The organism is Alkalihalobacillus phoenicis, assembly GCF_047302405.1.
Classification (GTDB): domain Bacteria; phylum Bacillota; class Bacilli; order Bacillales; family Bacillaceae_D; genus Alkalihalobacillus.
This window is the reverse complement of sequence record NZ_CP154853.1, coordinates 2,935,333-2,960,342: the sequence shown is the minus strand read 5'-3', so window position 1 is coordinate 2,960,342 and position 25,010 is coordinate 2,935,333. Positions and strand designations below refer to the sequence as shown.

The following is a 25,010-nucleotide window of genomic DNA, read 5'->3' as shown; positions in this document are numbered from 1 at the left end:
AACGAATGGTTAAAAATGATTGGGAAGTAAATAAAGAAAAAACAATCGAACCTGGATTAGATGAACTCGTTTATCGTTCAAATTTAATTGGTTCAGATCGAGCGGTTTGTAACTGGGGTGGCGGAAATACATCGATGAAAACAACAGAAGTCGATTTTCGTGGAGAAGAAGTCGATATGATGTGGGTGAAAGGTAGTGGTTCAGATTTAGCCACAATGAAAGCCGAGAATTTCACAGCACTCCGTCTTGCTGACATCGAACCACTTCGGGAAAGAGAGGAAATGAGTGATGAGGAGATGGTCGCTTACTTAGGACATTGTATGCTTGATCATACCCATCCGCGAGCTTCGATTGAAACATTACTTCATGCTTTTCTTCCATTCAAACATGTTGACCATACTCATCCTGATGCGATTATAAGTTTATGTTGTGCGGACAATGGTCGTCAGTTGGCTAAGGAGTTATTCGGAGACAGATTTGTTTGGGTGCCATATATTCGTCCTGGATTTACTTTATCGAAAATGATCGCTGATGGAGTCGCTGCTAACCCGAAAGCTGAATTAGTCTTAATGGAAAAGCACGGGCTTGTTGTTTGGGGAGATACAGCGAAAGAAAGTTATGATAGAACGATTGCCGTCATTCAAGAAGCAGAGGCTTTTATTGAGGAAAAGCGTTCTAGTTCTACAGTATTTGGTGGGCAAAAATCAGAACCGTTAACAGAGGATGAACGAAAGACATTATTATCACAGGTTATGCCTTATATTCGAGGGAAAGTGGCACATGATGGAACGCAAATGATTTTAACATATGATGATTCAGATTCGATTTTAGAATTTGTGAATAGTGAGCAGGCAAAAGCACTTTCACAGATTGGAGCCGCTTGTCCAGATCATCTAGTTCATACGAAAAGAGCTCCTCTCTTTATTGAATGGGAACCACAAAAAGAGGACAGGGAAGGTTTAAAAGAAGCTATTTCATCGGGGATTTCTACTTATAAAGAAGAATACATTGCCTATTTTAATCGGAATCAACGTGAAGGTGACAAGATGTTTGAACCATCACCACGAGTGATTTTGATTCCAGGCATCGGAATGGTTAATACAGGAAAAACATTAGCTAATGCAAAGGTAAGCGGTGGGTTATATACCCGTGCGATTTCGGTCATGCGGGGAACAACGGCCCTTGGTTCATTTGTTTCTCTAAATGAAAAGGAATCTTATGAAATTGAATATTGGCCATTAGAACTTTATAAATTATTACTTGCTCCAAAAGAAGCTGAATTTTCTCGGAAAGTTGCCTTTGTAACAGGTGGTGCAGGAGGAATCGGCAGTGAAACGAGTCGCCAATTTGCATCGCTTGGTGCCCATGTGATTTTAGCGGATTTAAATATTGAAGGAGCGGAAAAAATCGCTGCTGAAATCAATAATTTATATGGAGAAGGTCAAGCGCTAGCTCTTAAGATGGACGTCACAAATGAGCAAGCGATACAAGCGGCTTTTGCCACAGCAGCACGTACTTTTGGTGGAGTCGATATTATCGTCAATAATGCAGGTTTAGCAACTTCAAGCCCATTTGATGAAACTACTCTTAAAGAATGGCAGTTAAATATGGATGTATTAGGGACAGGGTATTTTCTTGTAGCAAGAGAAGCCTTTTCACAAATGAAAGTACAAAATACCGGTGGAAGTATGGTGTTTATCGGCTCGAAAAACTCGGTTTATGCTGGAAAAAATGCCTCGGCATATAGTGCAGTGAAAGCACTTGAAGCTCATTTAGCACGTTGTATCGCTGCTGAAGGGGGAGAATTTGGTATTCGCGTAAACTCAGTCTTACCTGATGCTGTCTTGCAAGGTTCGGCCATTTGGGGTTCAGCTTGGCGTGAAGAACGTGCTGCTGCATATGGCATTGAACCTGATGAGCTTGAAAATCATTATAAAAAACGAACGACTTTAGGCGTCAATATTTATCCAGCGGATATTGCCGAATCGATTTTGTTTTTTGCCTCAACTAAAGCAGAGAAAACGACAGGATGTATGCTAACAGTAGATGGTGGGGTACCTGCTGCATTTACTCGTTAGCAATAAAATGTTCCCTTCTTATATCAATACGGAGGGAGCATTCTTACTAAATAGATTGGGGTGTTCATAATGAATTTGCTACAACCGATAAAGAAACGTAAAAAAGCGAGAGTAGGAATTTATTCAGCTGGGTTAAGCGTTTATTGGGAACAATTTGAAGGTTTAAGAGAGCGTTTACATGGTTACGGTCAATTTATTGAAAAGAAGTTAGAAGACCATGCAGAGATTTTTTATTACGGAATTGTCGATTCGGAATCGGAGGGCAGAAAAGCAGGGGAATGGTTTAACCAAAATAATGTTGATATTGTCTTTTGTCATGCTGCTACATACTTTACAACATCATCGATTTTGCCGGTGCATCAAATTTGTTCTAAACCAGTAATTGTATTGAATTTACAGCCAACCGATCAGATTAATTATGAGCACACTTCAACAGGTGAATGGTTAGCACATTGTGGAGCTTGTCCTGTACCCGAAATATCGAATGCTTTTAATCGTTCCAATATTAAATTTCGTGTCATTAGCGGTTTACTTGGGTTAGAGGAAACACCAAGTATCTCTTTAACAAATGAATGTACATTTGAAATGGATGAAGCGATTTCAGCATGGAATGAAATCATGGAGTGGGTGAGGGCGGCATCTGTTATTCGTACTTTACAGTATAGTCGATTTGGTTTTTTAGGAAATACGTATAGTGGCATGCTTGATATGTATAGTGATTTTACAATGGTTCAAGCGCAAACAGGCATTCATATTGAAGTTCTTGAGATGTGTGACTTGCAAAAAATGGTCAATGAGGTAACGGGCACACAAGTGAAGGAAAAGTTAAAAGAAGTATATTCTATGTTTCAAATTAGTGAAGATTCATCAGCTGATCCGATAGCGAAACGGCCAACTGAAGAACAGATGGTTTGGTCTAGTAAGGTAGCGGTTGCTCAAGAAAGACTAGTGAAAGAATTTGATTTAGATTCTTTAACTTATTATTACCATAGTACACCAGGTCATGAATATGAGAAATTACAATCTGGGTTTATTCTTGGAAACTCCTTATTAACAGCGAGGGGAATACCTTGTGCTGGTGAGGGCGATTTAAAAACAGCAATCGCAATGAAAATATGTGACATATTAGAAACGGGTGGAAGCTTTTGTGAAATTGTGGTCGTTGATTATCGTGATAAAACGATCTTGTTAGGACATGATGGACCATTTCATATTGCCATTGCTGATGGTAAACCTGTACTAAGAGGGATGGGACTTTATCATGGAAAAGTAGGTTCTGGTATTTCAGTCGAAGCTAAAGTGAAAACGGGGCCGATTACGACCTTGAATGTCACTCAAACAGTTGAAGGGAAATTAAAGTTGATTTCAAGCGAAGGGATATCAACAGATGGGCCGACTATGAAAATTGGAAATACACAAACACCGGTGAAATTTTTGAAACATCCAGATCGTTATATGGACGAATGGTTCAGTCATGCCCCAACCCATCATTGTGCAATGGCAATTGGACATAATGCATCTGTATTTAAAAAAGTGTCTGAATTACTTAATTTAGAGCATGTAATTATTAGCCAAGAGGCGTAGAGAATAAAAAAGATTCTGGACATTCAAAAAAACGAGGTGATTGCTTTGAAACGAATAGCTTCTGTAATGACTGTTTATAAAGACCAATATACAGAGTATCAAAGACGCCATGATGAATTATGGCCAGAGATGGAAAAGGTATTAAAAGAACATGGTGTTCATCATTACTCGATTTTTTTATTAAAAGAGACTGGTCAATTATTTGCTTATTTATTAGTAGAAAATGAGGAGCAATATATGAAAATATCAGAGACAGACATCTGCCAAAAGTGGTGGGAGTATATGGAGCCGTTGATGGAGACAAATGTTGATAAGAGTCCAGTATCAAAAGAATTAAAGGAAGTTTTTTATTTAGAGTAAAGGCTCAAAAAAAAGCTTAAAGGGAGTGAAGAAATGTCAGAATATGTACTAGAGCTAAGAGAAATTACTAAACAATTCCCTGGAGTGACAGCCTTAGACAACGTACATTTTAAACTGAAAGCAGGAGAAATCCATGCCTTAATGGGCGAAAATGGCGCCGGGAAATCAACTTTTATTAAAGTTATTACAGGTGTTCATGAACCAAATGAAGGAGAAATGTTCGTCCGTGGTGAGAAGGTGGAGTTCAAAAATCCAAAGGAAGCTCAAGCTATGGGAATCGCTGCAATTTATCAACATGTAAGAGGCGTTACTTTTACAATACCCTGATTAAAAAGCGATTGTGTCTCCAACAACCGTAGGGATTGCTGCGGCAGGTAAGGTATTAACGGATAAAGGTTTAGTAGGGGAAATTGCATTAACGGGTTTAGGTTTACCAAGTGAGATGACGACTTATATTGAAGGCGGTTTCGAGCTGGCTATGTTTTTATGGAATCCGATTGATGTAGGTTATGCTACTGGGATGAACGCAAATGCGTTAGTAGAAGGTAGGAGCACAGGAGAAGTTGGAGACAGCTATAGTGCTGGAGAGTTAGGAGAGATGGAACTCAAGTATTATTAGGAGATCCATTCCGATTGATGCAGAAAATATCAATGAATGGAAAGAAGTTTACTAAAAAATTTGTTAAAGGGTCATAACTCAAAGTTGGATCACGTGTCATACACAACTTACACGAAGCCACTGAAAAAGTAGGTTTCTGAGACTGAAGGAGAAGTAACTTTAGTCAAAGTTATTTGCTTATAGTTGGTCGAAATCTTTAATGGTTTTTCTCGTTTTATTATTAAGTCTTTTGACTTTTAGTTATAGTGCGATTGCAGTAAAGGAGGGTTCTTCGATGTTAGTTTTAGATAAAGAAGTTGTATTAGATGAAGAATCACATTGGTGGAATACTCTGGCATATGATCAATATAAAATTGCTTCTTATAGAGAGTATCAATATTCCGCTTATTGGGATAAGGATTATTCCTTGAAATTAGCAAGACGACATATTGAGACTAATGAGGTTCAAACGGTTATTTTTCCTGATAAATTAAGTAGTCAAAGTAATACACATTTAAATGTCGTGGTCGGGATAAGTCATAACGATGGGCGTGTCCATATCGCTTATAATCATCACAATACGACAACTATTAATTATCGAGTTTCTGATGAAGGATTTGCAACAAATCCTCCTAATGAAATCGCAATGGCTCATTTTAGTGATAATACAAATATTTTAGAAGAAAGAACGATAACTTATCCACGGTTTTTTAATGACCAAAACGGTGAGCTGCTTTTAATGTTTAGGCAAGGGGGATCCGGTGGAGGTCATAAATACTTATATGATTTTGATTCAAGCAATAATAGTTGGAGTAAGACAGGGTTGGTTTTTTCTGGTGATGGAAATTGGAATGGTTCCACTAGTAGAAATGCCTACTTACAAGATTTAGTGTTTGATAAAAATAATCGTCTTCATGCTACGTGGGTGTATCGTGAAAATGCTTATTCACATAGTACAAATCATGGTTTGTTTTATGCTTATAGCGATGATAAAGGTGTAACTTGGTGTAACAATAGCGATCAACAGGTTGCTAACTTAAACAATAATGATCCGATTCGTGTAGATGATTCGGGTATTAAAGTTATTGATATTCCACAAAATTCTTGGGTTCTTAACCAGGCAGCTATGACTTTAGATTCGAACAACCAACCACATTTATTAATGAGCCGTTCTAAAGATATAACAACAAGTGTTCCAGAGACAAATGTTCATTACATCCATTATTGGAGAACATCTGATGGGAATTGGCATGAAAATTATATTGTTGATACCAAAAATGCGGTCGGGCATGGTGCCCATTGGACTGAAATTTTTAATTATCGTGGTGATATTGCCATTGATGAAGATGATAACATCTTTGTTACCCTTCCAATGCCTAATAAAACGTTATATGCCGCTCAAGCAGCAAGTGGAGATTGGGAAAATTGGACAACCTATGCTCTAACTATGGCTGAAGTTTCTTACCCTGAACAAAAATATGATCGTTATCGTTGGAAAAAGGAACAAGTATTGTCTGTGCCTTATACAATTGAAAAGTATGGAAATGTACAATACGTTGTTCGTGATTATACATTTAAGGAACCTCATGCTCCAGAGACACCTGAATTATAGGGGGCTAAATATGAGGATTATACGGTAACTTTAAGTTGGTCAGATGCTCCTAGTGCCAAAGAATATAAAATTTATCGGAAAGATTCTAAGAGCGAATATGAGGAAATTTCTATAGAATATGAGGAAATTTCTATAGTTAACGTTAGTGAATTTGGGAACTATGACGATTTAGCTGTTAATTATGGTGAGAGATATACTTATAAAATAAAAGCGTTTAATTCAAAAGGAGAAAGTAACTTTTCTAATGAGATTACAATTGAAACATATGAACAAGTGAATTTAGCTTTAAACTAACCGATTAGAGCTTCAAGTACAACTTCAGGTCATCCTGCATCCAATGCCAATGATGGAAATGAGTATCTGAAAATCGTGATGTAACTCCACAACAACCGCAGTGGATTGAAATTGATTTACAAGAAACAGAATCCATTAATAGGGCCGGGATTAAAGGAAGAATTGTTGTGGATAGGGTATTTTTACCAAAATATTTGATATTCAAGTATCAGATGATGGAGAGAATTTTACAAAGATAGAGTCAGTGGAACTTCCAGCAAGTAAAGAAATGCAAGTAATTGAGATAAGAGATATTGAAACAAGATATGTACGTATTCATGTAACAAGTGCTCATTCAGTATGTGTATAACAAAATAATGACTAATCAGCCGCCGGTAGATACCGAGGAAGAAGCTAAGGAAGAGGCTCAAAAGCAAGAGGAGGGTACTAGTTCTACTGAGCAAAAAAGTGATAAAGAAAAAACTAAGTCACAAGAAACATTACCTAACACAGCAACAAATCATTATCATTACATTTTAATGGGGTTAGTTTTAATGATAATCAGTTTTGTTTTAGTTTTTAGACAAAGAAACAATATATTGCAAGGGAAGTGAACATAGACAGAACTTGCTAATCTAGACGCTATAAAATCAATGGAGTGGACAGTCTTTTAAGTTCCTAAATAGAAAAGTGGATGAGAAGGTGAACCTTTTCATCCTTTTTTAGTGAAAATTTATCCGCTTTCCGGAGATAGTGAACTACAATTCCTTTTTACGATTAGTCAGGGGAGTTAATTGTTATTAGTAATGAGAACTTGAGTGCAACCGATTTTGGTGTGACGAGTTCTCATTACGATTTAATCAATTGGCCTCCTTTAATTGACATCATTATTTTTTTATGATAAAAAAATGATAGAATTAGCACTCGAACGTAGGGAGTGCTAAAATGGAACTATGTGAAAATTGGAAAGGGGAGTTTAGATTGAAAAAGGAATTTAAAGCGGAATCGAAACGATTATTGGAAATGATGATTAACTCTATTTATACTCAGAAGGAGATTTTTTTGAGAGAATTGATCTCGAATTCTAGTGATGCGATTGATAAAATTTATTATCGTGCCTTAACGGATGAGAGTATTTCATTTGATAGTGATAATTATTTTGTGAAAATTGATATTGATAAAGAAAATCGTCTTTTAACGATTACAGATACTGGGATTGGGATGACTAAAGAAGAGCTTGAAGCTAATCTTGGGACAATTGCGAAAAGTGGTTCTTTAGCATTTAAAACAGAAAATGAACTAAAGGATGGCCATGATATTATTGGTCAATTCGGGGTTGGTTTTTATTCAGCCTTTATGGTTGCTGACCATGTAACGGTAACGAGTCGTGCACTTGATAGTGGTGAAGCGTATGTCTGGCAATCGAATGGAGCAGATGGTTATACAATTGAAGAGTCTGCAAAAGAATCTGTTGGAACGACAATCGAATTAAAAATTAAGGAAAATACCGAAGATGAAAGTTATGATGAGTTTTTAGAAGAATATCGTATTCAATCGATTATTAAAAAGTATTCTGATTTTATTCGTTACCCAATTAAGATGGATGTGACGAATCGTAACCTTAAAGAGGGTACAGAAGATGAGTGGGAAGAGTTTACAGAAGAAAAAACGGTCAATAGCTTGGTGCCAATTTGGCGAAAAAATAAAAGTGAATTAAAGGATGACGATTACGAGAACTTCTATCAAGAGAAGCATTACGGATTTGATAAGCCTTTAACACATTTACATATTAGTGTCGATGGGGCGATTCGTTATCAATCGATTTTATTTATTCCAGAGTCGATGCCATTTGATTACTATTCAAAAGAATATGAGAAAGGTTTAGAGCTTTATTCAAACGGTGTCCTCATTATGAATAAATGCGCAGACCTTTTACCTGACTATTTTAGTTTTGTCAAAGGGATGGTAGACTCTGAAGACCTTTCATTGAATATTTCACGTGAGATTCTTCAGCATGACCGTCAGCTTAAGATGATTGCGAAAAATATTAAAAATAAAATAAAGAGCCAATTACAATCATTACTTAAAAATGAGCGTGAAAAATATGAAAAGTTCTATGAGGCATTTGGCCGTCAATTAAAGTTTGGGATGTATAATGACTTTGGAGCGAATAAGGATGAACTGAAAGACTTAGTCATGTTTTATTCTTCAAAAGAGAAAAAGCTTGTGACATTAGCTGAATATGTGGAAAGAATGCCTGAAGACCAAAAGTACATTTATTATGCTTCAGGTGATTCAATTGAGCGAATCGATAAAATGCCACAAACGGAAATCGTGACAGACAAAGGGTTTGAAATGCTCTATTTCACCGATGATGTTGATGAATTTGCGATTAAAATGTTGATGAACTATCAAGAAAAAGAATTCAAGTCTGTTTCAAGTGGTGACCTTGGTCTTGATTCAGAGGATACTCAAGAATCAGATGAAAAAGACGAGCAAGAGTATCAAGAATTATTTGTAGAAATGAACAAATTGCTTGATTCTAAGGTAAAAGAAGTAAGAGCGTCTAAGCGTTTAAGAACTCATCCTGTCTGCTTTGCGACCGATGGTGAGGTCACGATTGAAATGGAAAAGATTCTTCAAGCGATGCCAGATAATCAAAATGTGAAGGCGGAAAAAATTCTAGAGATTAACACAGATCATGAAGTTTTCCAATCACTTGTTCAAGCGTATGAACAAGATAAAGAGAAGTTAAATCTTTATACAAACCTTCTTTATAATCAAGCTTTATTAATTGAAGGATTGCCTTTACAAGATCCAGTTCAATTTACAAATGATATGTGTAAAGTAATGGTTTAATTTGTATGGTCGAAAAGTACTAGTGAGGTCATAACTCTACTAGTACTTTTCTTTTTTGTCTAGATAGAATATAGGAAGAAAGAGGGGAATTATGTTCAATAACTAGATGAAGGAGAACGCACACATGAATATTGTGGCATTTTCTCGATTCCAATCGAAATCCGTCTAAATTCCATGTATAATAAGTAATGTTGGGTCAAAAGTCAGTTATAATTGTCTACATTATTGAGCGGTAAGAGAGAGAAAAAAAGCCGACAAATGTCCGATTGGTTTAACTAACCATCGGTGGGTGAAAATTTGTGCCGGTGGAAGCTTCACTTTATACTTAAGTATTTTAGCAAATAGGTAAAAATAAAGGGAAAAGGAAAAAGGAGGATGAATGATGCTCGTTACGATTATTGTACTATTAGCCATTGCCATTGGATTACTAGTAGTCTCTATGTTTAAGTCTGGAAATACTGAAAAAGAAGATGAACGTATGGAAGCGTTGAAAATCTCATTTTTGGAGGAAGTTCAACAAGTTCAACAAGAGATTCGGAACGTCGAACTAGATTTGCAATTATTAGCAAAAGATGCTGGTGTTGATTTAGGCTCAGAGAGAGAAAGAAAGATAAAAAGAGACTTATTAGACTTGTATAAGCGTGGATACTCAATGGAAGGTATTGCAAACGAAAAAAGATTACCAAAAGAAGATGTTGAGAATTTACTTAGCCCCTATGTAAGAACAAAAAATGAAGGGGGGAAAGTAGTCAATGGCCTCTAAAGGATTACAAAGTTTTGCGGCGGGTATGATTATAGCTGTATCAGTATGTGGAGTCGTGTATTACACAACCGATAATTCTTCTGTAGGAGCGGAGGGAGCTATTCCTGAAGTTCAAGAGCAAACAGATGAAGAATTGATTGGGCAATTACAAGAATCAGGGTATGTCGTTCAGACGGAATCTGAATGGAAAAGTCAGTTAGAGGAATTAGAAGCGGCTGTTGTTGAGCGAGTAGCAGCTGAACTGGAAGCTGTTGAAGAGGACGTAGAAGAAACAGACGCAGACTCAGAAGAGGGCGACAACATTGTTTATCGTACGATGCTGACTGTATCACCGGGTATGACAAGTATTGATGTTGGACGTGCTTTAGAAAGTGCTAATATTATTGACAATGCTCGTGATTTCTTTAATGAAGTGGAAAAACGTGATTTATCAAATGAATTACGTCCAGGAACATTTGAAGTCGAAAGTGGTATGTCGATGGGGCAAATTATTGATATCATTTTTTAATAGTAGGTAGAAAAAGATATAGCTATTAAGTAATGTAGTTTCACTTCAGCTTGTCGACAAAGTCTCGTATAATGAGACTTTGTCGACAAGCTTTTTATATGAAAGTTAAATGTGGCTGAAGCTCAAATAGTGTGCTTCGGCTCGCGCTTCACCCATGATTGCTGCGGATATGCACCGAGTGGAATAAGCTAACTAATGTAACTATATTTTAACGAGTAGAGTATTGGAAGTTTTTTCTTCTGAATAAGGGGAATAACACTACAATATTCATAAAAAATGTTAAAATAAGAAATATGTGAAAATTAATCTTTAGAGGTGAATGCAAGTGGACAATCAATTTAATAAGGCAAAAAGTTTTGGCGAAATTCTTGATCAAACATTTCGTTTGAGTAAAAATCATTTTTCGGTCTTTTTTCTCGTTTTTTTAATCTTGTTAGGACCATTTATTTTACTTGAGGCTCTTGTTCAACTTTCGTTTGGAGCGAGTTTCTTTCAAGCGGGAGATACAGGAGCCCCTTGGTATGAAAGAATGTTTTCTGGTTTAGCTTTAGATGAGGTAGAGGGGGAAATGACTAATCTTGCTCAAGATGCTTTGGTTTCGATAATCGGTCTCATCAGTTTCATCTTTTACCCTGTTGCTCAAGCGGCGATTATCATAGGTGTTTTCTCTTTACGTTCTCAAAAGGAATTTACGGCGGGAACTTTAATCAAAAAGGCCTTTTCTCGTTTCTGGGGGATTTTAGGTAGTTCTATTCTTTATTACTTAATTATGTTTGGGATTTTTATTGTTCCATTTATTGTGATTTTAGTCGTTGGAATTTTTAGTGTGGTTTCGATTGATAATGCTTTTATAGGTATTTTAATGATGATTTTATTTATTATTGGATTCTTTGTAGCTATCGGGTATTTATTAATTAGATGGAGTATGTATTTAGGAGTAGTTGTGATTGATAAAGAAGCTCCAGGTATTGGCCGTAGCTGGAATTTAACGAGAGGCAACGGTTGGAGAATTTTAGGCCTCTTTATTGTGATTACGATTATTATGTTAATGGTTAGTACAGCAATTGAGTTTACGCTCGCCTTTTTATTAGGCTACAGTGTGTTAACATCGATGATTCTAAGCCTCGTCTCTTTGTTTGTGACAATGGTAATATCGGTGGCGATGGCGATTATATTCTTTGATTTAAAAGTAAGAAATGATGCAGACGATCTGAAGACGATGATCGATGATTATAAAACGGAATAAACGAGTAATGGTTTGATGTAAGGGGGTGTTGCTGTGATCGATCCAAACCATGCAAGAGAAGAACTGGAACATATATTAAGTGACCGTGAATATACGATTTATTATGAGGATCATAGAGGGTTAATAGAGAAAACAATAGATCGCATTATCAATTGGATTGTGGAGCAGATCTCAAAGCTGTTCCCCAATATTGAGGAGGTTGCAAATGGGAACGGTTATCTCATTTTTGGATTAGTCGTTACTGGAGTTGTGCTTTTACTGATCGCTCTCTTTTTTCTCATTAGAACGATTCAACGAAAACGTCGATTCCGAGATAATAAACCTCTTCATTCATTGTCCGAAAAAGAATGGACGTATGAAATGTATATGAAGGAAGCAGAAAACCTCGAAAATGAGGGTGATTATACAAAAGCAACACGACATCTCTTTTTAGCGATTTTATTGTATTTTGATAGAAGGGAATGGTTGCTGGCAAAACCCTGGAAAACAAATTGGGAATATTATGATGAGCTACGTTCGAGTAGTAAGGAGCGAGCAGAGCGATTTTTTGAGTTTGCTTTATTGTTTGACCGGGCGACATATGGCGATCATCGGGTAAATTTAAACGAGTATGAACGGTTTAAGCAGGAAGCGATTTCTATTTTAAAACAAGAAGAGACCGTTGTGCGACAAGAAATGGAAGGGTAAGAGTAGGAGGTGATTTTTCGTTTTGAAGTCAACATATTCAACAAAAAAAGCATGGCTTTATATCGTGATCGTCATTGTGGTTTTTTGGATTATCGGATATTTTATTTTTTCAAAGCAACCACAGGAATATCCGCCGTATCTATCTGAATCACCTTCTCCTTCAGGAACGAAAGCCATTTATACATATTTAGAAAATACGGATTTTGAGATTACTAGGTGGAATTTTGCACCTGACTTATTAGAGAGTAATGAATCAAACCAATTATTAGTGATGATTGAACCGTCTTTTATGCTTTCAAGAGAAGAAATGAATGATTATATTCAGTTTATGGAGGCTGGAAATTCAATACTGTTCGTTAGTCAATTACCAACGGATTATTTTGGCATAAAGACGGATATTTTAGGTGTCGACGAGGAGCAGGAGTATGCTGAGATCAAAAGTAACAATGAGCTCCTTTTGGAAGGAATGGTTACGACACCTTTAAGATTGGCTCCATCAGATGATGCAGAGCTATTATTGGAGGATAATTACGGGCCACTTGCGCTCCGGCAGAGTGTGGGAATGGGATCATTGACGGTGCTTATGACACCAGAGTGGTTAATGAATCATTATATTCTTGAAGCGAATCATCTGGAATTGTTTACAGAAGTTTTAAATGAGAGTTTAGTAGATACAACAAACATTGTGTTTGATGAGTACATCCATAATGTAGATGATCAAGATAGCTATTTTGCTTTTTATCCATTTTGGTTCCAATTGCTGTTTGTCCAGTTAATGATGCTGGCGATTTTTATTTTATGGATACAAGGGAAGCGTTTTGGTCCTATTTTAAAAGTTCGAGAAGAAACGGTGCGTTTTAGTGATGAGTCATTACGTGCTTTAGCGGCTTGGCATTTAAAAAGCAAACAATATCGCCATAGTTTGAACATTCAAGCTGACTATTTAAAGGTGAGTATTCAAGAGCGGTTTGGGATTTCTTATACAAAACCATGGGAAGACATAAGTGAACCTTTAGAGCGCCAGCTAGCTAATAAAGAGGTTAAAAGTTTTATAGTAGGATTACGGACGGTATTAACGAAGTCGGATTTAAGTAAGCAAGAATACTTACAGTGGTCGAAGAAAATTGAACATTTACGAAAAGAGGTGGAGGAAGGATGAGACCAGAATTAGCATCCTTTATAGAAAAATACGAGCAACGAATTTTAGGACAAAACCAGAACTTAAGGCTTTTATTATCCGCGATTTTAGCGGGTGGACATGTGTTATTAGAAGGGGTTCCAGGAACAGGGAAAACACAAACAGTACGCACTCTGGCAAGCCTTTTAGGTGGTCAATTTAATCGGATTCAGTTTACTCCTGACCTCCTGCCTAGTGATATTACAGGTAGTGCGATTTATGATTTAAAAGAAGGCGATTTTAAAACGTTAAAAGGACCGATTTTCACCAATGTTTTATTAGCCGATGAAATTAACCGAACGCCAGCTAAAACACAAGCTGCTTTGCTAGAAGCAATGGAAGAACAGCAGGTTACCATTCAAGGGGAGACCTATCCATTAGATGAAATTTTCTTTGTGGTGGCAACCCAAAATCCAATTGAATTCGAAGGGACATACCCTCTGCCTGAAGCTCAACAGGATCGATTTTTATTTAAATTAATTGTTGAGTTCCCTGAGTTTGAAGAAGAACAAAATATTTTAAAGCAAGTGATGGAAAGAAATACAAGAAATGAGCTCATTGAAGCGGTATTGTCGCTAGAAACTTTTACTGAAATAAGAGCGGACATTCAAGCAGTTAAACTTAGTGATGATGTTTTAAAGTATATTATGCAAATTGTTCGGAAAACGAGAGAGTCTGAATCGATTCGTATTGGGGCGAGTACACGTGCGGCGATTTCGATTGGCAAGGCGGCTCAAGCTTGGTCTTATTTATCAGGGCGAGATTATGTTACTCCAGATGATGTGAAGCTCGTTGTTAAACCAGCCTTAAGACATCGTATTCAATTATCTCCACACGTAGAATTGGAGGGACGGACAGTTGACCAAACAATCGAAGAGCTTGTGGGCTCGATTTCTGTTCCGAGATAAAGGCTTTCTCCCGACCAACCGATTTTTGTTTATATTAGCAAGTGTATCACTCGTTTTATTCCTAGCTTCATTTTTAGGATTGTCATGGCCTTGGATCCTAATTGTGTATGGACTTTTGTTATTAATGACTTTAATTGATCTCGTATCCTTGCCTACTAAAAAGCAAATAAACTTGACACGAACGATTCCTGATAAAGTAGAACGAAATTTGCCATTTGAAACGAGTGTTCATTTTAAGAATGAATCGACGCTAGAATTACATTTTCAAATCATGGATAGTCTTCCGCAATCATTTGAGCGACCATTTCCGCTTTCAGGTGTCATCGAAGCGGGGGCGACCCGGCGGATTCCGTATGAAACGAAGGCACCGGTTCGAGGAGATTATCAGATTGATAATTTGTTTATTCGTTATCGCAGTAAAATGGGGTTATGGGATAAACAGACTTATTTTACTGAACCACAAAGTGTCAAAGTCATTCCTGATATAACTGAAATGAAAGCTTATTTAGAAAGTGCTCAGCGCTATTTAGTTGACGAGGGCATAATTATTCGTAAACAAGCGAGTGGTGTGGGAGAGTTTTCAAAAGTAAGAAATTACGTTGTCGGTGATGATCCAAGAATGATTAATTGGCGTCAAACAGCGAAATTACGTGAAGTTATGACAAATGAATATGAACCAGAGCATGGCAAATATATCACACTTTTAATCGATTGTGGACGAATGATGGGAACAGAATTAAAACAAGGAAATCGATTAGAAAAAGCGATTGAAGCAGCTTTAACAGTAGCCGCAGCAGCTTTGAAAAAAGGTGATTATGTCGCCGTTATTGCTTTTTCTAAGAATGTAAAAGTTTATATTCCTCCAGCGAAAGGGATGCCCCATCTCCAAACAATTTTAAACCAAATTTATGATTTACAAGTAGGTGCGGTTGAATCCAATTACGCAGAGGTTTTTCATTATTTACAAACGGTTCAAAAGAAAAGAAGCTTAATTTTGCTGTTTAGTGACATCCGAACGTTTTTGTATGAAGAAAATGCCCTCCATTATTTAAGCCAGATCCGCAGGCGTCATCGCTTTTTGATGATTGGGATCGAGGATCAAACATTAAATCGTGGTGCTCAAGCAGAGCCAAACACGGTGATGGAAGCCATGACCAAAAGTATGGCCCAGCAACAAGCATTATTTAAAAGAAGAGAACAAAACCGTTGGGAGAAGCAAGGTTTAGAAATGCTCGAAGTAGAAGAAGAGCATATTGCCGTAGCAGCTGTGAGCTCGTATATTAATATGCTGAATCGCGGTTTGATTTAATTGCAAATGGTTGTTGAACGGGGAGAGGTTAGGTAGATATTGGCGGAGTAAGTCAAATTGAGACTGTAAAAGAAAAAGCGTCCATAAAATCATAAAATGACTTTATGGACCCGCTTTTTGTATTGATTTCTCTTAGCTTATTAAGTTAGTGATTGCCAAACCGCTTTTTCGCTAATAGATTCCCAACGATCACATAGAGAATAAGTCCGATAAGGGTAATAAAGGCAACAGCATATTTGACCTCTAATGAGAAATCGCCTGGTGTAATGTAACCTTCGATGAATCCAGCGATGACAAAGAGAGGAATTGTTCCTAACAAAAGTTGGACAGAGCGTTTACCTTGTTCTTTTAATTGATAGACTCTGGAATAAGGACCTGGAACGAATAATTTATAACCCATTAACAAGCCAGCTCCACCAGCAATAAAAATCGCGACTAGTTCAATGATGCCATGAGGGACAATATAAGCCCAAAATTCATAGGTCATGTTATAATGCCAAAACAGTCCTGCCAGAGCACCAACCAGAATGCCATTATAAATCAAAATATAAGCGGTCAGTAATCCAAAAGTAACACCACCAGCAAAAGCTAAAAAGGCAACTTGTATATTATTCGTTAATATCGTAGTTGACATCAAGGCTGAATCAACTTGATCGTGCCCAGCACCTAGTTGTTCTGGTCGCACCGCTTGAGCAACATCAGCTGGGAGAATAGAATAAATATAAAGGCTGTCCGTTGCGACGACGGCAAAGCCACCTAGTCCTCCTAAAAAGAAAAGAAACATCGCAATAAAAACCATATGCCATTGTTCGGTTAGGAGTCGGACAAATTTAGTCGTAAAGAAGTATTGAATTTGTTTCCAGCTCGATACTTGGTCTTTGTATAAGAGATTATGAGCTTTAGATACTAATCCGTTTAAATAGAAAGTTACATCAGCACTAGCGTAGTAAGTTTGGCTATAGGACAAATTTTGGGCAGATTTTTGATAGAGAAGTTGAAATTGTTCAATGTCGTTTGCAGATAGTTTCCTTTTATTCTTTTGCATCGTACCAATTAATTGTTCGAGTTTTTTCCAATCATCACGGTGTTTTTTCACAAATTGTTTTAAATCCATAGTGAACTCCTTTTAAGCAGGTTAAGTAGCCTATCTATTTGTCTATCTCTCATTTTTATTTGATAGTTTTATTATAGTAATAATTTATAAAAATAGAAACAGTTTCTAATTACTTTGACAACGAGGTGAATCAATTGAATCAAGAGCAAGTCGATATAAAGACCCCAGAATATGTTTCTGTACAGTTTCAATCAGCAGGTCTTGGGAGTCGTTCTTTAGCTTTTATGATAGATACTTTGTTCATTATGATCATACAGCTTGTAGTGGCCTTATTTGTTTTTTATGTGGTCTTAGATTGGGGCAATGTTTTTTTCACTGATTCTTTAGCTACGTGGCCGATTGCCCTTTTGGTCGTTTTTATTTTTTTGCTTAACTTTGGTTATTTTTTTATTTATGAATTTGTCTCAGGAGGAAGAACGTTAGGCAAAAGCTTAATTGGCATTCGTGTTATTCAAGAAAATGGGCATAGCATCACGCTATTATCTAGCTTTATACGTAATTTGTTACGTTTAGTAGACCAACTACCAGGTGCCTATTTTCTCGGCATTGTGTTTATTTTCTTCCATCCAAAACATAAGCGATTAGGTGATATTGTCGGAGGCACGATTGTTGTTCACGAACGAAGAACAAAAAAGAAAAAGAAAAAACAATCACCAATTGATAAAGAAATAGAACGTCGGCAGCTTTCCTTTAAACAATTAAAAGTGGGAGAGTTTCAACTTAAATCGTTACGTGAAAAAGAATGGAATTTAATTAAAACCTATGCGGAAAGATTCACGTTTGTTAGTTTGGCTCAACGTGAGAACTTAACAAAACAATTATCAGAAATTTTGTTTCCTCGTTTACAAGTAGATGAGAATCAACTCACCACATATGAAAAGGAAAATCAGCTATTACTCCTTTATGTAAAGCTAAAAGATGATTGGGAGTTTGATTTATAAATAGTAGGAGATAACGGGGTTAATAGGATAGAAAGAAACTCCAAACTATAATTATTGCCTACGCAATAATAAGATGTTTTGAACTCTTGTTAATAGGACAATTTACCGCTGAAAGTTTCCTTTTTGTCCAATAAACCTACTTTCCTCGCACATACTATCGCACTCAAACCAGTTCTCAAGCTATTTTAGCTGTTTTACTAGATAAAGATAAAAATCCTGAACACTGCTCAGGATTTTTATCTTATTATTTATATAAGATAGGTTCAAATTTTTATTTTAGCCTAACAATAGTAACGATGATAAGCATAGTATTTCGTTTAATTAGCGTATATTAATTTGTATGCGGTAGTGGGGAGGCATTATTTTTTTCTGAATCGCGATTTGTGTTAACGTTTCATAACGGGTTAATTCTAGAGTTTGTTTCTCTTTTTGCCACTTCTTGATTTTTCGGCCTTCTTCAGTAGTTGTTTCAATATGTCCATACTTACTCATTGTATATTGAATAAGGTCAAAAAGGTGTAAGTCTAGCTGCTTCATTTGAGTAGTGATTGAGTGAATACGTTTTTGCTCATCTCTTTCTAATGAAGAAAGGGAAATGACGACACTAACAGCCGCTTGGATTTTAGGTTGATTTTGTAAAGTAGTTAAATCAATTTGGACCTTCCTGCCAGGTTCTAAACAATAAGTACCATCCTTTAATAAGACGAGATGAAGTAGATTGTTATGATCGTCGTCTGGAGGTTTAGATGTTCTTTTTTGAATTGGAGGGACCAAGTAGCGTTTCTGTTTTCTTTTCTTAGAGGGTAATCCAATGATTTTTTTTGTCTCGACATTCCGTACCCCAAGATCTAACCATTCGTAATGGGCCTTAGAGTTTGCGGCAACACGTAACGTATATTCGGTTTTACGTTGGTTATCCATTAAATCGACTCCTTTTTCAGAGAGTAAAGCGATTAGGCTAAATCAAAAAGCCTGATACAATAGCGAATAGTAAAGGTGTAACCGATATTCGATATTAATACTTATGTGTGCTAGTAGATTTATATGCCAACCGTTTACAAAGAAGGAGATTTGTTTGTAGATTACTAGAGAGACTTTGTCAGCTTTTTAGTTCCGACCAATATTAAATGAATAACGAGCTGACAAATAAATATGAATAAACCGGTTAACAAAATGACGATATCTCGTTCAAATGGTTTAAACCAATTTGTATCATTTGGAATAAAAAGATTACCTAGTATAAGAGAGAATCCGACTGAACCAATAGTTATTATGAACATATAACGCAACTTCATTTTAATAGAAAGCACTCCTGTTACAACAATAAATAAAAGGGTAGCTAACAGTAAAAATGGAGCGTTTTCTCCATGTATATGTTGATGATATTCGTAAAAATGAAAGAGAAAAGCAGCTGGGGTTAAACATAATATGATTAGTAGAGTCCTAATAAAGGTCTTCATTAGATGATGTACCTCCCAAATCTTTTGGGTTTATTTTACACTAAATTGGGAAGCTTTGAGCGGAATCTAAGCAATTTTTTTGTTTTTATAGCCTAAAGTGTATATAGTAAAGGAAGATTTAGGTTTATGAGATGAAGGAGGAAAATAGATGACTAAATTATTGAATTGGTTTGATAAAGGTATGACGGAATTTGAATATATTCAGGCGATGAATGTACATAAAGAAAGATTGTTAACAGTATACAATGGGGTCCATTTAAAGGATGAAGAGAAGAAAAAGCTGCAACAATATCAAACGAAAGGATTAAAGGCGATCGTATTAACCGCAGATTGGTGTGGTGATGCGATGGTAAATGTGCCTATTTTGATCCGTTTGGCTAACGAAGCTCTCATTGAAACCCGCTATTTGATTCGGGATGAGCATTTAGAATTAATGGATCAGTATTTAACAAATGGGAAGTCTCGCTCCATTCCAATTGTGATTTTCTTAAATGAAAACGGAGAAGAAGTGGCGAAGTGGGGACCTCGTGCTCCAGAAGTTCAAACGCTTGTGGAAAAAATAAAAGTGGAGCAAAATATTCCTGAGGATAAAGAAGATCCTGAATATGAGGAAGCTTTTAAAGCATTTGTTCAAACGATTTCAAAAGAATTTTCGAGCAACGAGCAAATTTGGAATGAAGTAAAAATAAGTTTAATGGAAACGATTGAAAAAGCTATTTAATTTCATGATTTTTTAATAAAGGAGCCTTGAGAAAGAGCCAAATCGATTAAAGATTTGGCTCTTTTTTGAGGGGTGAATAAATCGTTTTTTGATAAGGTGAATATAGGGAAAGTACGGCGTAAAAAGAGTGAAGAAGATGAATTATAAGCCGAACAAGAGCTAGCTCGGCGTAAAAAGAATGGAGAAAAAGAATTATAAGCTGAACAAGAGCCAACTCGGCGTAAAAAGAATAGGAGAAGATGAATTATAAGCCGAATAAGAGCCAGCTCGGCGTAAAAAGAATAGGAGAAGATGAATTATAAGCCGAATAAGAGCCAGCTCGGCGTAAAAAGAGTGAAGAAGATGAATTATAAGCCGAACAAGAGCTAGCTCGGCGTAAAAAGAGTGGAGAAAAAGGAATATAAGCCGAACAAGAGCAAACTCGGCGTAAAAAGAAAGGAGAAAAAGAATTATAAGCCGAACAAGAGCCAACTCGACGTAAAAATTAAAAAGGATACAATACGCCGAATTAGCTCTCATTTTTAGCTACACTAGTATCTTCTAAATTTCACTTTTACATGTAACAGCTTAAAATAGATATTCGCTTACTAGGTCATTTTTAAGTAACGGTCACGTTCTTCATTCGGTACTAATCTTCCACCGGTTGCCCAGATGATGTGGGTGGCATTGTTCATTTTATTTTGTAAATTCTGTTTTTGTATATATGTTTGGAATTGAGAGTTATCTTGCTGAAGTAAGCCGATAAAACCGGCGGCTGCTGATGGTTCGATAAATAAATTCTCGGTTTGATAAAGAGTTTGTAAATAATGAAACAACGTGGAATCTTCCACAGTCAAAATCCCACTTAATAATGGTGTCATCACTTTGCCGATAAAAGAGGATGGACGACCAACGGCCAAACCATCAGCAGCTGTTCTTCCGTCGATACCATAGTCTTGTATTGAAATCTTGTCATGCTTTTCAGTCGCCATACCGAGTAGCATACAAGGGGCTTTCGTTGGTTCGATAAAAAAGCAGTGGACATCGTCTCCAAAAATTTGTTTTAAACCATATGTAATTCCGCCTGGAGCCCCTCCGACTCCGCATGGTAAATAGACAAAAAGAGGTTTTGCTTCAGTCACTTCAATGTTTGCATCTTCTAGCTGCTTTTGTAAATAAGAAGCGGCGGTGGCATAGCCTAAGAATAAGTCGACTGAATTTTCATCATCAATAAAGTAGCTTTTCGGATCGGTATCAGATTGTTTTCGGCCTGCTTCAACAGCTTGGCTATAGTCATTTTCATATTCGATGACATGCACTCCTTTTTCACGTAAGAGCTGCTTTTTCCATTCTTTTGCATCAGAGGACATATGAACAATTACTTTAAAGCCTATTTTGGCACTGATGATGCCAATACTTAAACCTAAGTTTCCAGTGGACCCGACTTGAATCGTATATTGATTAAATACTTCTTTTGTTTTACTATCTGCTAGTTTTTGGTAATTGTCATCAGGAGAAAGAAGTCCATTTTCTAAGGCGATGCGTTCGGCCAATGTTAACACTTCGTAAACACCACCTCGACCTTTAACAGAACCGGCAATCGCTAATTGACTGTCTAGTTTTATAAAAACGTCTCCAGCAATCGTCGCTGAATCTAAGTTTTCAAGTGCCTTTTTCATTTTAGGAATCGAGTATAAAGGAGATTCGACTAATCCGTTAGTAACTTTTGTTTCTGGGAATTGCTCGATTAAATAAGGAGCAAATCGAAGTAAGCGTTGACGGGCTTCTTCTATTTTTTCTGAAGATAATTTGTTCTTAAATTCTGTTGATGATGATTCTGTTTGATAATTAGGGTTAATCCAAAGTGTTTTTTTGTGATTTTGTAGTTCTTTTATTACGTCCGTTTGATTCTGTGCCATCATGACCCTCCAATTGAACAGTTTATAGTTGTCATTTTAACAAAAATAAGCACGCAATAATAAAAAAACTTCCAAACCGATAAAATGGTTGGAAGCTCTTTCAGGCGGCATGTTCAGTTGTATGAGGGGTCTTTTGTAAAGTAATTAAAATAGAAATAACGACAATGACAAAAAGGATATCAAAAAAAAGCAATAAGATGTTAGAGGATGAATGGTGATGGATCATCATTCCCGTCATCGCTCCCATCATTCCTCCCATAATGCCTTCAACCGTCCCACATAAAATACAGAAGGTTTCAAAATCTTTCCCGACTAAAAAGCCAATTGACATCCCGACTGTACAAGCGACCATTGTTGAAATGACAAGATCGTGACCGAAGATAAGTCCAAATGTGAGACCAAATGCCAAACTCGACATCATACACAAAGCCATAATGATCATATGCAAATGTTTGGATGAACCTTTTAGATTCTGTTTATTAGTAGTGATTTTTATCATACAAAAGAAAGTGAGAATGGTTAAAAACACCAAATTGACGATAAGGATGGTCAAAGCCTTCCCTCCTTTTTAATCAGGCCTAAATAAGATTCTGTATTATCTTATTGTAGAGGGAAGGGAAATAGACCATTCGTATAAAAAGTACTAACCAAAAGCTTATTTTGGTTAGTGCTTGGAAGAGGCGTTAATAACCTAACGAAAAATCGACTTGGTTAATGGGAAGCTTTTTATCACCTTTTAAATAGATTTCTAAATTAGGTAAGAAAATTTCTTCAATCACTCGCTCATTATAGTATCCAGTTGAGCCTGATGTGTGCGGAGTCACAATGACTTGTTCCATTTCCCAAAGTGGGTTCGATTCTGGTAGTGGCTCTACTTCAAATACATCGAGGCCAGCACCGAGAATTTCTTTATTTTCTAACGCCCATATCAGATCATCTTCTTTGACAAGCTGTCCACGACCAATGTTGATAAAAAAAGCTGTTTCTTTCATTAATTTGAAGCTCTCACGAGTAAAGGAATGTTTCGTTTCTGGGGTTAAAGGAGTAGCAACTACTACATAATCACAAAGGGGTAAAACATCCTCCAGTTCAGAACTACGATACATCCGATCGACATAATCCAAATCTTTACTGCTATTTCGTACACCTAACACATTCATATTAAAAGCTTTGGCAATTTTTGCGACTTCTTGGCCAATAGCTCCAACACCTACAATGCCAATTGTTTTACCGTGTAACTCTAAATAATTATACTCATGAAACCATTTTTTCTTTTCTTGGTTTCGGATGTATTTATGAAGGTTACGAGTTAGGCTTAACATGAGCGCAAACACTGTTTCGGAGATTGGGTTTGTATGTACACCATTTGCTGTTGTTAATAAAATTTGATTCTTTTTAAAGTAGTCAAGGGGGTAATTATCAATTCCAGCACTCCAACTTTGGAGCCAACGGAGAGTGTTCGATTTTTGGATTTGCTCGGCAAAGGACTTTTTCCAGGAAACAAGGATTTCAGCTGAATCAATATGTTCCTGCCAAATAGAAGAGTCTTTACCCACAATAATATCCCAGTCTTTTAAAGGTCCACTTAGCTTATCTAATAATTCAGGTTTTAAATCTTGAGTTATAACAATTTTTCGTTTCAAATGGATCACCCTTTTAAATTTGATAAGATTTTTATAATAACTAGCTCAACTTTCGCATCGAGAAAATCCGTTCAACTAGTTGGCAGAGCGAAAGGGAAGCTCTTAAACAAATGCCCTTGACACGTTTGAAAAGCGAGAACGACTATCACACAAAACGTATAAACTGCGTATCAAGAAAAAAATAATAGGCCCTCCGGCGGTCGCTCCCAAACAGACACTCCGCGTCCTGCCGGAACCTCATGAGCCTCCTCAGCGTTTCACGCTTGCGGGGTCTCATTGGACGGTTTATTCCGGCGGGAGTCTCCGTGTCTGTTTGTCCGCTAGATCATGGAATCGAATCTAGGTTCGGTTTTCTCCTTGAATAAAAAAACAGTCATTACTTCAAAGGACATTAGCTTGAGAATGATTTTTCTCCTTCCATGACTCATTCCGTTACAGTTGTAAACAAATCAGTGTGGATGCTCTGTACGTTAGCTAGATGATCGAGCTGGTTTCGGTTTGAATCATGTCTTTTCATGACGGCAGACTTAGGAAAAAAATAGGTGGCAACTCCCTATTTAGTTCCATAACCAACAAAGTGAAGAAGAAGGTCCTTCTGCGTTAGAAATAGCTGATTTGGAAAAAGCCATATCATCAAGCATCTCCACTACACTTAGCGGACAAAACCATACGGAGACTCCAGCAGGAATAAACCGTGGAGCGAGACCCCACAGGTGTACCGAGGAGGCTCGCCAGGTTCTCGGCAAGGACGCGGAGTATGGGTTTGGTAGCGACAGCCGAAGCGATTCATTTTAGTGAACAGATTTCTTCAACAGCCTACGAAGAGACGTGTTCAGACTGTCAACGATTGAACCGTTCATGTAAAGTCAATTTGAGTCTTGTATCGCCCTAAAGTCAATCTCTATTAACGGTTAAGGGTCAATCATACGCTGTGAAAGTTGAGTAACTAGTTTAAGAATAAAACATTCTGAACGGCTTGTCACATTATTTGGGAGAAACTATCCGAATGATATAGAAAGAGTTGGAAGGAGAAGGGGTGGTTTCGAGTTTCTTAAAAAAATCAATTGAGAAGGTTCAATTATTAATGGGAGTAGAGTCATGACCATGTTTTAATGGATTGAAAGTCGAACCGATATCCATTATTTTTGAGGATTCTTCCATAATATTAGAGTTAGTGCTAATCGTCTTGTAACAGGAATGACATATAATTTGGGTATCTAATACTTGGGGAGAAGTATTAGATTTTCTTTTGTAAAGATCTGAATGAAGAG

At 36.8% G+C, this 25,010-nt stretch carries 24 protein-coding genes; 18 read left to right on the top strand and 6 right to left on the bottom strand.

All coding sequences use genetic code 11. From position 1 onward, the window contains the following. Positions 1-5: 5 nt before the first annotated feature. From AA0017_RS14095 to AA0017_RS14020, 16 genes are all read left to right on the top strand, one after another. The gene (locus AA0017_RS14095; protein ID WP_413375346.1) at positions 6-2,078 is read left to right on the top strand and encodes a bifunctional aldolase/short-chain dehydrogenase; all 2,073 of its coding nucleotides are present in this window, start codon (positions 6-8) and stop codon (positions 2,076-2,078) included. Between the two features lie 69 nt (positions 2,079-2,147). Next, on the top strand, positions 2,148-3,662 hold the full coding sequence (locus AA0017_RS14090) for a hypothetical protein (protein WP_413375345.1): 1,515 nt from the start codon (positions 2,148-2,150) through the stop codon (positions 3,660-3,662). Between the two features lie 45 nt (positions 3,663-3,707). After that, positions 3,708-4,022, top strand: a complete 315-nt coding sequence (gene rhaM, locus AA0017_RS14085) for an L-rhamnose mutarotase (RefSeq protein WP_413375343.1) — start codon at positions 3,708-3,710, stop codon at positions 4,020-4,022. A gap of 33 nt (positions 4,023-4,055) precedes the next feature. Further along, complete coding sequence (locus tag AA0017_RS14080; protein ID WP_413375341.1) at positions 4,056-4,349, top strand: ATP-binding cassette domain-containing protein; 294 nt, start codon at positions 4,056-4,058, stop codon at positions 4,347-4,349. Between the two features lie 13 nt (positions 4,350-4,362). Beyond that, the gene (locus AA0017_RS14075; RefSeq protein ID WP_413375339.1) at positions 4,363-4,641 is read left to right on the top strand and encodes a substrate-binding domain-containing protein; all 279 of its coding nucleotides are present in this window, start codon (positions 4,363-4,365) and stop codon (positions 4,639-4,641) included. Between the two features lie 274 nt (positions 4,642-4,915). Then, positions 4,916-6,232 (top strand): BNR repeat-containing protein, encoded by a 1,317-nt coding sequence (locus AA0017_RS14070; protein ID WP_413375337.1) that lies wholly within the window; start codon positions 4,916-4,918, stop codon positions 6,230-6,232. 472 nt (positions 6,233-6,704) lie between these two features. Then, entirely contained in the window at positions 6,705-6,875 is a 171-nt protein-coding gene (locus tag AA0017_RS14065; RefSeq protein ID WP_413382601.1) for a discoidin domain-containing protein, read from the top strand. Between the two features lie 7 nt (positions 6,876-6,882). Continuing rightward, positions 6,883-7,119 (top strand): LPXTG cell wall anchor domain-containing protein, encoded by a 237-nt coding sequence (locus tag AA0017_RS14060; protein ID WP_413375335.1) that lies wholly within the window; start codon positions 6,883-6,885, stop codon positions 7,117-7,119. Positions 7,120-7,486: 367 nt separating this feature from the next. Continuing rightward, positions 7,487-9,364 (top strand): molecular chaperone HtpG, encoded by a 1,878-nt coding sequence (htpG, locus tag AA0017_RS14055; RefSeq protein WP_413375333.1) that lies wholly within the window; start codon positions 7,487-7,489, stop codon positions 9,362-9,364. Between the two features lie 382 nt (positions 9,365-9,746). Beyond that, positions 9,747-10,127, top strand: coding sequence for a hypothetical protein (locus AA0017_RS14050; RefSeq protein ID WP_413375331.1), 381 nt, complete (start codon positions 9,747-9,749; stop codon positions 10,125-10,127). Then, positions 10,117-10,635 (top strand): hypothetical protein, encoded by a 519-nt coding sequence (locus AA0017_RS14045; protein ID WP_413375330.1) that lies wholly within the window; start codon positions 10,117-10,119, stop codon positions 10,633-10,635. The genes AA0017_RS14050 and AA0017_RS14045 overlap by 11 nt, the downstream gene beginning before the upstream one ends. A 325-nt stretch (positions 10,636-10,960) precedes the next feature. After that, on the top strand, positions 10,961-11,881 hold the full coding sequence (locus AA0017_RS14040) for a hypothetical protein (RefSeq protein ID WP_413375328.1): 921 nt from the start codon (positions 10,961-10,963) through the stop codon (positions 11,879-11,881). Positions 11,882-11,914: 33 nt separating this feature from the next. Further along, positions 11,915-12,568: a DUF4129 domain-containing protein gene (locus AA0017_RS14035; RefSeq protein ID WP_413375327.1), complete on the top strand. Its 654-nt coding sequence runs from the start codon at positions 11,915-11,917 to the stop codon at positions 12,566-12,568. 22 nt (positions 12,569-12,590) lie between these two features. Beyond that, the gene (locus AA0017_RS14030) at positions 12,591-13,727 is read left to right on the top strand and encodes a DUF4350 domain-containing protein (protein ID WP_413375325.1); all 1,137 of its coding nucleotides are present in this window, start codon (positions 12,591-12,593) and stop codon (positions 13,725-13,727) included. Continuing rightward, the gene (locus AA0017_RS14025) at positions 13,724-14,653 is read left to right on the top strand and encodes an AAA family ATPase (RefSeq protein ID WP_413375323.1); all 930 of its coding nucleotides are present in this window, start codon (positions 13,724-13,726) and stop codon (positions 14,651-14,653) included. Before AA0017_RS14030 ends, AA0017_RS14025 begins: the two co-directional genes overlap by 4 nt. Beyond that, a complete protein-coding gene (locus tag AA0017_RS14020; RefSeq protein ID WP_413375321.1) occupies positions 14,604-15,962 on the top strand; it encodes a DUF58 domain-containing protein in 1,359 nt (452 codons plus the stop codon). The genes AA0017_RS14025 and AA0017_RS14020 overlap by 50 nt, the downstream gene beginning before the upstream one ends. A 145-nt stretch (positions 15,963-16,107) precedes the next feature. On the opposite strand, the gene AA0017_RS14015 is transcribed toward AA0017_RS14020, so the two are convergent. Next, positions 16,108-17,076, bottom strand: a complete 969-nt coding sequence (locus AA0017_RS14015; RefSeq protein ID WP_413375319.1) for a stage II sporulation protein M — start codon at positions 17,074-17,076, stop codon at positions 16,108-16,110. Positions 17,077-17,201: 125 nt separating this feature from the next. Between AA0017_RS14015 and AA0017_RS14010 the strand changes: the two genes are divergently transcribed. Beyond that, positions 17,202-18,017 carry an RDD family protein gene (locus AA0017_RS14010; RefSeq protein ID WP_413375317.1) on the top strand — a complete coding sequence of 272 codons (816 nt, stop codon included), beginning with the start codon at positions 17,202-17,204 and terminating at the stop codon, positions 18,015-18,017. Between the two features lie 321 nt (positions 18,018-18,338). On the opposite strand, the gene AA0017_RS14005 is transcribed toward AA0017_RS14010, so the two are convergent. Beyond that, complete coding sequence (locus AA0017_RS14005) at positions 18,339-18,938, bottom strand: hypothetical protein (protein ID WP_413375315.1); 600 nt, start codon at positions 18,936-18,938, stop codon at positions 18,339-18,341. Between the two features lie 164 nt (positions 18,939-19,102). Then, positions 19,103-19,477: a hypothetical protein gene (locus AA0017_RS14000; RefSeq protein WP_413375313.1), complete on the bottom strand. Its 375-nt coding sequence runs from the start codon at positions 19,475-19,477 to the stop codon at positions 19,103-19,105. 148 nt (positions 19,478-19,625) lie between these two features. Here AA0017_RS14000 and AA0017_RS13995 point away from each other — a divergent pair, with 148 nt between their 5' ends. Then, positions 19,626-20,198 (top strand): thioredoxin family protein, encoded by a 573-nt coding sequence (locus tag AA0017_RS13995; protein WP_413375311.1) that lies wholly within the window; start codon positions 19,626-19,628, stop codon positions 20,196-20,198. A gap of 587 nt (positions 20,199-20,785) precedes the next feature. Here the strand turns inward: AA0017_RS13995 and AA0017_RS13990 are convergent. From AA0017_RS13990 to AA0017_RS13980, 3 genes are all read right to left on the bottom strand, one after another. Continuing rightward, positions 20,786-22,096: a D-serine ammonia-lyase gene (locus tag AA0017_RS13990; RefSeq protein WP_413375309.1), complete on the bottom strand. Its 1,311-nt coding sequence runs from the start codon at positions 22,094-22,096 to the stop codon at positions 20,786-20,788. A 100-nt stretch (positions 22,097-22,196) separates the two neighbouring features. Continuing rightward, positions 22,197-22,649 carry a hypothetical protein gene (locus AA0017_RS13985; protein WP_413375307.1) on the bottom strand — a complete coding sequence of 151 codons (453 nt, stop codon included), beginning with the start codon at positions 22,647-22,649 and terminating at the stop codon, positions 22,197-22,199. 130 nt (positions 22,650-22,779) lie between these two features. Beyond that, complete coding sequence (locus tag AA0017_RS13980) at positions 22,780-23,739, bottom strand: D-2-hydroxyacid dehydrogenase (RefSeq protein ID WP_413375305.1); 960 nt, start codon at positions 23,737-23,739, stop codon at positions 22,780-22,782. Between the last annotated feature and the right edge of the window lie 1,271 nt (positions 23,740-25,010).

Bases quoted from the DNA above. Each gene is read 5' to 3' on its own strand.
- AA0017_RS14015 (WP_413375319.1), bottom strand. From the start codon at position 17,076: ATGGATTTAAAACAATTTGTGAAAAAACACCGTGATGATTGGAAAAAA.
- AA0017_RS14025 (WP_413375323.1), top strand. From the start codon at position 13,724: ATGAGACCAGAATTAGCATCCTTTATAGAAAAATACGAGCAACGAATT.
- AA0017_RS14080 (WP_413375341.1), top strand. From the start codon at position 4,056: ATGTCAGAATATGTACTAGAGCTAAGAGAAATTACTAAACAATTCCCT.
- AA0017_RS14005 (WP_413375315.1), bottom strand. From the start codon at position 18,938: ATGGATAACCAACGTAAAACCGAATATACGTTACGTGTTGCCGCAAAC.
- AA0017_RS14090 (WP_413375345.1), top strand. From the start codon at position 2,148: ATGAATTTGCTACAACCGATAAAGAAACGTAAAAAAGCGAGAGTAGGA.
- AA0017_RS14070 (WP_413375337.1), top strand. From the start codon at position 4,916: ATGTTAGTTTTAGATAAAGAAGTTGTATTAGATGAAGAATCACATTGG.
- AA0017_RS14050 (WP_413375331.1), top strand. From the start codon at position 9,747: ATGCTCGTTACGATTATTGTACTATTAGCCATTGCCATTGGATTACTA.
- AA0017_RS14060 (WP_413375335.1), top strand. From the start codon at position 6,883: ATGACTAATCAGCCGCCGGTAGATACCGAGGAAGAAGCTAAGGAAGAG.
- AA0017_RS14095 (WP_413375346.1), top strand. From the start codon at position 6: ATGGTTAAAAATGATTGGGAAGTAAATAAAGAAAAAACAATCGAACCT.
- AA0017_RS13995 (WP_413375311.1), top strand. From the start codon at position 19,626: ATGACTAAATTATTGAATTGGTTTGATAAAGGTATGACGGAATTTGAA.
- AA0017_RS14000 (WP_413375313.1), bottom strand. From the start codon at position 19,477: ATGAAGACCTTTATTAGGACTCTACTAATCATATTATGTTTAACCCCA.
- AA0017_RS14045 (WP_413375330.1), top strand. From the start codon at position 10,117: ATGGCCTCTAAAGGATTACAAAGTTTTGCGGCGGGTATGATTATAGCT.
- AA0017_RS13990 (WP_413375309.1), bottom strand. From the start codon at position 22,096: ATGGCACAGAATCAAACGGACGTAATAAAAGAACTACAAAATCACAAA.